This window comes from Burkholderia sp. 22313 (assembly GCF_052045245.1).
Taxonomy (GTDB): domain Bacteria; phylum Pseudomonadota; class Gammaproteobacteria; order Burkholderiales; family Burkholderiaceae; genus Burkholderia.
Genome location: NZ_JBQEON010000004.1, coordinates 1 through 6,811 on the forward strand (window position 1 = coordinate 1; position 6,811 = coordinate 6,811).

General features: G+C 68.6%; 8 protein-coding genes. 4 read left to right on the forward strand and 4 right to left on the reverse strand.

Translation table 11 applies throughout. From position 1 onward, the window contains the following. Positions 1–698 (reverse strand): ABC transporter permease subunit (locus ACTJKF_RS04815; RefSeq protein WP_440622437.1); only part of this gene is annotated, 698 nt, incomplete at its 3' end. Positions 699–1,176: 478 nt separating this feature from the next. On the opposite strand from ACTJKF_RS04815, the gene ACTJKF_RS04820 reads away from it, so the two are divergent. Continuing rightward, positions 1,177–1,443 carry a double-stranded DNA-specific endonuclease gene (locus ACTJKF_RS04820; protein WP_027786765.1) on the forward strand — a complete coding sequence of 89 codons (267 nt, stop codon included), beginning with the start codon at positions 1,177–1,179 and terminating at the stop codon, positions 1,441–1,443. Positions 1,444–1,483: 40 nt separating this feature from the next. Here ACTJKF_RS04820 and ACTJKF_RS04825 read toward each other — a convergent pair whose 3' ends face one another. Continuing rightward, positions 1,484–2,800 (reverse strand): ATP-binding protein, encoded by a 1,317-nt coding sequence (locus ACTJKF_RS04825; protein WP_440622438.1) that lies wholly within the window; start codon positions 2,798–2,800, stop codon positions 1,484–1,486. Next, positions 2,784–3,509, reverse strand: coding sequence for a response regulator (locus ACTJKF_RS04830; RefSeq protein WP_006755678.1), 726 nt, complete (start codon positions 3,507–3,509; stop codon positions 2,784–2,786). The genes ACTJKF_RS04825 and ACTJKF_RS04830 overlap by 17 nt, the downstream gene beginning before the upstream one ends. A gap of 226 nt (positions 3,510–3,735) precedes the next feature. Between ACTJKF_RS04830 and ACTJKF_RS04835 the strand changes: the two genes are divergently transcribed. Further along, positions 3,736–4,287, forward strand: a complete 552-nt coding sequence (locus ACTJKF_RS04835) for a periplasmic heavy metal sensor (RefSeq protein ID WP_440622439.1) — start codon at positions 3,736–3,738, stop codon at positions 4,285–4,287. 70 nt (positions 4,288–4,357) lie between these two features. On the opposite strand, the gene ACTJKF_RS04840 is transcribed toward ACTJKF_RS04835, so the two are convergent. Continuing rightward, positions 4,358–5,056 carry a pirin family protein gene (locus tag ACTJKF_RS04840; protein WP_440622441.1) on the reverse strand — a complete coding sequence of 233 codons (699 nt, stop codon included), beginning with the start codon at positions 5,054–5,056 and terminating at the stop codon, positions 4,358–4,360. A gap of 366 nt (positions 5,057–5,422) precedes the next feature. Here ACTJKF_RS04840 and ACTJKF_RS04845 point away from each other — a divergent pair, with 366 nt between their 5' ends. Both ACTJKF_RS04845 and ACTJKF_RS04850 read left to right on the forward strand, forming a co-directional pair. Further along, entirely contained in the window at positions 5,423–6,199 is a 777-nt protein-coding gene (locus ACTJKF_RS04845; protein WP_440622442.1) for an ABC transporter substrate-binding protein, read from the forward strand. Positions 6,200–6,436: 237 nt separating this feature from the next. Further along, on the forward strand, positions 6,437–6,811 hold a 375-nt coding region (locus tag ACTJKF_RS04850), incomplete at its 3' end, for an ABC transporter permease subunit (protein ID WP_440622443.1).

Here is a 6,811-nt window from a genome sequence, read left to right on the forward strand (position 1 = left end):
AGATACGCGCCGATCCCCGGCAGCGTGATCGTCTGGTTGCCGACGGTGATGGCTTCCGACGCGACGACGAAGAACCAGCCGCCCGACATCGACATCATCATGTTCCAGATCAGCCCCGGCATCGAGAACGGCACCTCGAGCTTCCAGAAGCGTTGCCACGACGTCAGGTGGAAGCCGCGCGACACTTCGTCCAGATCGCGCGGTACCGTGCGCAGCGACTGGTAGAAGCTGAACGTCATGTTCCACGCCTGGCTCGTGAAGATCGCGAAGATCGCCGCGAGCTCGGCGCCGAGCACGCGGCTCGGGAACAGCGCGAGGAAGAACGTGACCGTAAACGAGATGAAGCCGAGCACCGGCACCGACTGCAGGATGTCGAGGATCGGGATCAGCACCATGCCCGCACGCCGGCTCTTCGCGGCGAGCGTGCCGTAGACGAGCGTGAACACGAGCGACGCGACCATCGCGGCGAGCATGCGCAGCGTGGTGCGCAGCGCGTATTCGGGCAGGTTCGACGGATCGAGCGAGATCTTCTGGGTCTGAAGGGTCCCGATCGGCGCCATCGTTTCATGGAAGCCGACGACCGCCATCGCGATCAGGCAGATGATCAGCGGGAACGCGATGAAGTCCCACCGGTTCGGCAGAACGCGCCACGCGGACGCATTGGCGGTCCGGTTCGGATTGAAGAATCCGACGTCCATCAGGCGCCCTCCCCGGTAAGGCCGAACGAAGCCGGCAGACGATGTTGATTCATGGCAAAGCGCACGGGCGCGGTAATTCGACGCGGTATTTCGATTGATTCACGATCTCACGCCGGCGCGAGGCGCCGTGCGTGCAAGCTGCGCCCCGGCGCGGCGAGTCGGGCCGCGACGGCACGACACTACACCAACCTGTATTTCAGCTACAACCGTCCGGGGACGGCGCGGCGGCGCGCGACGGGACGGCACGCGCGGTGCGGGGCAGCCCGGCTGCAGTCTTTCGGCCGGCATGCAGGCCCCGAATTATGCCGTGATCCGGGCCGGCCGGGAACCCGCCGGGCGCATCCGGACGCCCCGCCCGGACGCAAACCGTGCCGGACGCCAGCGGACGATCGCGGCGAAGCAGGTATGATCGGGGCTGGCCCCTGGCGTCGGTTGACCGACAGCTGCCGGGGATCGACCGACCAGCGGGAGGAAGGGAATGGCAGGAAACTTGGTGATCGTCTGCCGCGATCAGGATGCCGATGCGTTCTATGAGCTGATGCAGGAATACGGGTCGTTCCAGACCCGGCTGTCGTCGACGGCGTGGTACCTGAACATGAACGTCGTGCCGGAATCGCTGCAGGAGGAAATCCTGGAGCGCCTCGGCCGCTATACGACCGTCTATATCTTCGAGGCCACGAGCGTGACCTACAACACCATCGACAGCAACGCCGCCGAGACACTCGGCACGCTGTTCGGCGAATGATGCCGCGCGGCGCCTGCCGGGCAGGCGCCGCATCCGCCGCTTACGCGGCCTGGGCGTGCAGTTCGTCCTTCGGCACCACGTCGAACGGGAACGTCATCGCCACGCGCAGGCCGCCCTCCGGGCGATTGCCGATCTCGCACGCCCCGCCCAGCCTCAGCACGAGCCGCTCGACGATCGCGAGCCCCAGCCCGCTGTGACCGTTCCCGCCACGCGCGGGGTCGAGCCGCACGAACGGCCGCGTCGCGGCCGCCAGGTCGCGCGGCGCAATCCCGCCGCCGCTGTCGCTGACCGACAACACATAACCCGTCGACGTGCGCGCCGTCTCGACGAGCACGGGCGGCGCGCCGTACGCATGCGCGTTGTCCAGCAGGTTCGACAGGATCCGGTCGAGCGTCGCGGTCGGCAGGCGGAAGTCCGAGTCGGCCGCGAGCCGGGTCTGGACCGCCGGCGCGTTCGGCGCGACCGCCCGATAGCTGCGCGCGATCCGCTCGCAGGTCTGGTCGACCGGCACGGGCTCGCTGCGGTCCGCCCCGCCGTGCGCGAACACGAGGAACTGGTCGACGATGTGCGACATCGAGTCGACATCGCGCACCACGCCGTCGCGCAGCCGCGCGTCGTCCATCATTTCCGCGCGCAGGCGCATGCGTGCGAGCGGCGTGCGCAGATCGTGCGCGACGCCGGCCAGCATCACCGCGCGGTCGCTCTCGGCCTGCGACACCTGCTCCACCATCTGGTTGAAACCGTGCGTGAGCTGGCGCAGCTCGCGCGGGCCGCGCTCGCGCAGCGGCGGCACCGGCTGGCCACGGCCGAAGCGCGCGACCGCGCGCGCCAGCGAGCGCAGCGGCTGCTGCAGTTGCCAGGCCGCGAACAGCGCGGCGATCACGCCGGCCGAGAAGATCGTGCCCAGCCACAACAGCATCCGGTCGAGCGAGCGCGGCGGACGCAGCGGCTGCACCGGCACCACGATCCAGTTGCGGTCGCTCGGCTCCTTGACCCACAGCACCGGCGGGTGGCCCGGCACCCCGATCTTGACCTGGGTGCCGGCCGGCATCCGGTCGCTCACGTCGTCGCGGAACCGCTTGAGCGGCGCCGGCAGGCTCGACGCAGCCTCCTGCGGCACGTCGGGACTGTCCGGCGACACCAGCCGCACCCGCGACGGCAGCGGCTGATCGGGCGTGCGCTGGACGTGCTGGCGCACGGCGTCGACGAGGAACGCGGCCTCCTCGACTGCGTAACGCGTCTGCATCTGGCTGCGCTCGAGGCGTATCGCGAAAAACCACGCGAAGTGCGACAGGAGCAGCACGCCGACGACCAGCAACGCGAGCCGCCCGAACAGTGAATCAATGGGCTTGCGCATGGGCCTCGCCGTCGGGCACGAACACGTAGCCGCGCCCGCGGACCGTCTGGATGAAGCGCGGCGTCGACGGATCCGTTTCCAGGATGCGGCGCAGGCGCCACACCTGGACGTCGATGCCGCGGTCGGTGCCGTCGTACTCGGGCCCGTGCAGCAGCTCGAGCAGCCGCTCGCGCGTGAGCGTGCGCAGCGCATGGTTCACGAAGATCTTCAGCAGCGCGAATTCGCTGCTCGACAGCGTCGCCGGCTTGCCGTCGACCGACAGCGTGCGCGCCTGGAAGTCCAGCACGAAGCGGCCGAACGCGAACGGCTCGCGCTGCTCGGGCGCCGCCGCCGACGGCGTCGCGCGGCGGCGGCGCAGCACGGCCTGCACGCGCGCAAGCAGCTCGCGCGGGTTGAACGGCTTGCCGAGGTAGTCGTCCGCGCCGAGCTCGAGCCCGACGATGCGATCGACGTCGTCCGCGCGCGCGGTCAGCATGATCACGGGGATGTCGTCGCCGGCCGCGCGCAGCTGGCGCAGCGCGGTCAGGCCGTCCACGCCCGGCATCATCAGGTCCAGCACGATCAGGTCGGGCCGCTCGCGCTCGAGGCGCTTCTCGAGCGTCGCCGCGTCGTGCAGCACGGACACTTCCATCCCCTGGCGCACGAGATAGTCGCGCAGCAGGTCTCGGAGTTCTTGGTCGTCGTCGACGATGAGGATCTGGGTAGTCATGGCTGGAAGTTTAGCGCGCGAGGGCGGAGTCGAAGAACGAAACAAAGGGGCGAAAGGGTTACTGCGGGTTACCGCGCAAGGGAACTGTAATGCGCGGTAACCCGGGCGTCACCCCGCGTAACACCCGCCGGGGCACGCGCCGCTAACCTGCGTCTTACCGGATGCGGCACACGGGTCACCCCGCGCACCGCATCGCCGGACCCTTTGGATACAAGGAGTTTCTGAAATGTATAAGAAGACTTCCCGCGCGGCCATCGCGGCCGCCACCGTGCTCGCTCTCGCTTTCGGCACCGCGCATGCCGCGCAGCCCACCAACATGCCGCCGGCGGGCGGCCCCGGCATGCACCAGATGCACGGCGGCCATGACGGCGGCCCGTTCGGCGTGGTCATGAAACTGCACGACCAGTTGAAGCTCAACGCGTCGCAGGAGCAGCAGTGGCAGACGGCCGTCAATACGATGAAGCAGAACCATGAAGCGATGCGCAAGAGCCACGAGCAGATGCGCGAGCAATTCAAGGCGCAGCAGAACCAGCCGATCCTCGACCTGAGCGCGATGCACGCCGCCCGCCAGCAGGCCGAGCAGCAGAATGCGCAGCTGCGCGAGCAGAGCGCGGCTGCCTGGCTCACGTTCTACAACGGGCTGAACGACCAGCAGAAGACGACGGTCAGCACCGCGCTGAAGCAGCAATTCGCGCGGATGGAGCAGCGTCACGAGAAGATGAAGGAACGCTGGCAGCAGCACCGCGCCGACAAGGCCGCGTCGGCACCGGCGCAGTAAGCCGGCAGGCTGCCTCCCCGGGCGGCCTCGCAGGGGACGCGGGCGCCTGGCCCACGTCCCCTGTTTCATTTCAGGCGACGTCGAACAACAGCACCTCGGCCGCCCGGCCGCGTGCGAACGCGACGGCATCCGCGCCGGCGATTCGCGCGCCGTCGCCCGCGGCCAGCGCGTGGCCGTTGACTTCCACGTCGCCGCGCGCCACGTGCACGTAGGTACTCCGACCGGCCGGCACGCCGACTACCGCCACCTCGTCCCCGTCGATCAGACCCGCGAAGATCCGCGCGTCCGCACCGATCGACAGCGCGCCGCCGCCGCCATCCGGCGACGCGACGAGCCGCAGGCAGCCGCGCTTCTCGTCGTCCGCGAAATGCCGCTCCGCGTAGCCGGGCCGGCCGCCGCGCTCGGCCGGCTGCAGCCAGATCTGCAGCAGGTGCAGCGCGCGCTCGCACGACGCATTGGTTTCGCTATGCATGAGCCCCGTGCCGGCACTCATCCGCTGAATGCCGCCGGCCCGCACGATTGCGCCGTTGCCAAGGCTGTCGCGATGCGCAAGCGCGCCGTCCAGCACGTAGGTGACGATCTCGAGGTTGCGGCGCGGCTGCATCCCGAAGCCGCGCGTCGGCGCGATCCGGTCCTCGCTCAACACGCGCAGCGCGCCGAACGGCGGGTGCGTGGCCCCGGCGTGGCCGGCGAGCGGGAAGCTGTGGCTCGATTCGAGCCAGCCCTGGCGGGTATGGCAACGGTCGGCGGCGCGGCGGATCTGGAACATGGGGCGGGCACTCCGGCAGGCAGATGGTCTTTTCGGGTTTACCTGCACTGTAGGGGCGTGCGGATCGCGCCACAATCCGCCTCCCGTGCACCGCATCGTTGCACTCACCAACCCAATCGACGCAATACTCGTTGCGAATACCACGATTGCCGCAACGACCGGATCGAAGTATCGATCGGTCTCATCGGATTGCCGTTTTCCGGGTATCGCGTTCGGGTAAAATACCGCCCTTTTGGCGTTCGCCCGTCCGGCGAGCGCCGTTGCCAGCGCGCCGAAACACGAATTTTGGCCGTCTAGAATACCCTGCGGCGCCCGGCCCGACCGGCCGCGAGCGCCTCCCCGGAAGTGAGCGACAAAAGAATGGAAATGAAGAAGGCCGCCGTGTGCGCCGCCCTCGCCCTCGTGGCGGGCAGCGCCTCCGCGAAAGAGTGGAAGACCGTGCGGATCGGCGTCGACGCCAGCTACCCGCCGTTCGAGTCGACCGCGCCGAGCGGCGATATCGTCGGTTTCGACGTCGATCTCACCAAGGAAATCTGCAAGCGGATCAACGTGAAGTGCGTGTGGGTCTCGCAGGATCTCGACGGGATCATCCCCGCGCTGAAGGCGAAGAAGTACGACGTCATCGTGTCCTCGCTGACCGTCACGGACAAGCGCCGCGAGCAGATCGACTTCTCCGACAAGGTGTATGACGCTCCCGCGCGCATGATCGCGAAGACCGGCTCGCCGCTGCTGCCGACGGTCGCGTCGCTCAAGGGCAAGCGCGTCGGCGTCGAGCAGGGCTCGACCCAGGAATCCTATGCAAAGGCATACTGGGAGCCCCAAGGCGTGACGATCGTGCCTTACCAGAATCAGGACCAGGTCTACGCCGATCTCGGCTCGGGCCGCCTCGACGCGACGCTGCAGGATGAGCTGCAGGCCGACTACGGCTTCCTGCGCACGCCGCGCGGCAAGGGCTTCGCGTTCGCCGGGCCGGAAGTGAAGGATCCGAAGACGATCGGCGACGGCACCGCGATCGGCCTGCGCAAGGACGACACGGACCTGAAGCTCAAGATCAACAAGGCGCTGGCCGACATGCACAAGGACGGCACGTACGACCGGCTGTCGCACAAGTATTTCGCGTTCAGCGTCTACTCGGCTCGCTGAGCGCCGACAATGACGGGAAGCGGATGCGGGGGCGGCCCCGCGTCCGGGCAACACTGGCAGTCAACCACGCGCCGCCCGCGCCCGCCGTTCGCGCGGCGGGCTGACCCGGCATCGTTGCCGGGGCGGACGGTCATGATACGCACGGGGCGTTCCGCGCAGCTTGGGGCGAACGCGTCTTTCGCGGCGCACCGGGTGCGCCTTCCGGGACCACCCAGGGACCACACCAGGGACCACTCAATGTTTCTACAAGGCTACGGCCCGCTGATCCTCGCCGGCACCTGGCAAACCGTCAAGCTGGCGGTGCTTTCGCTCGCGCTGTCGTTCCTGCTGGGCCTGCTCGGCGCGGGCGCGAAGCTGTCGCGCAACCGCTTCACGCACGGCGCCGGCACCGTCTACACGACGCTGATCCGAGGCGTGCCCGACCTCGTGCTGATGCTGCTGCTGTTCTACAGCCTGCAGATCTGGCTGAACATGGCGACCGACGCGCTCGGCTGGGACCAGATCGACATCGACCCGTTCCTCGCCGGCGTGCTCGTGCTCGGCTTCATCTACGGCGCGTACTTCACCGAGACGTTCCGCGGTGCGTTCCTGTCGGTGCCGCGCGGCCAGCTC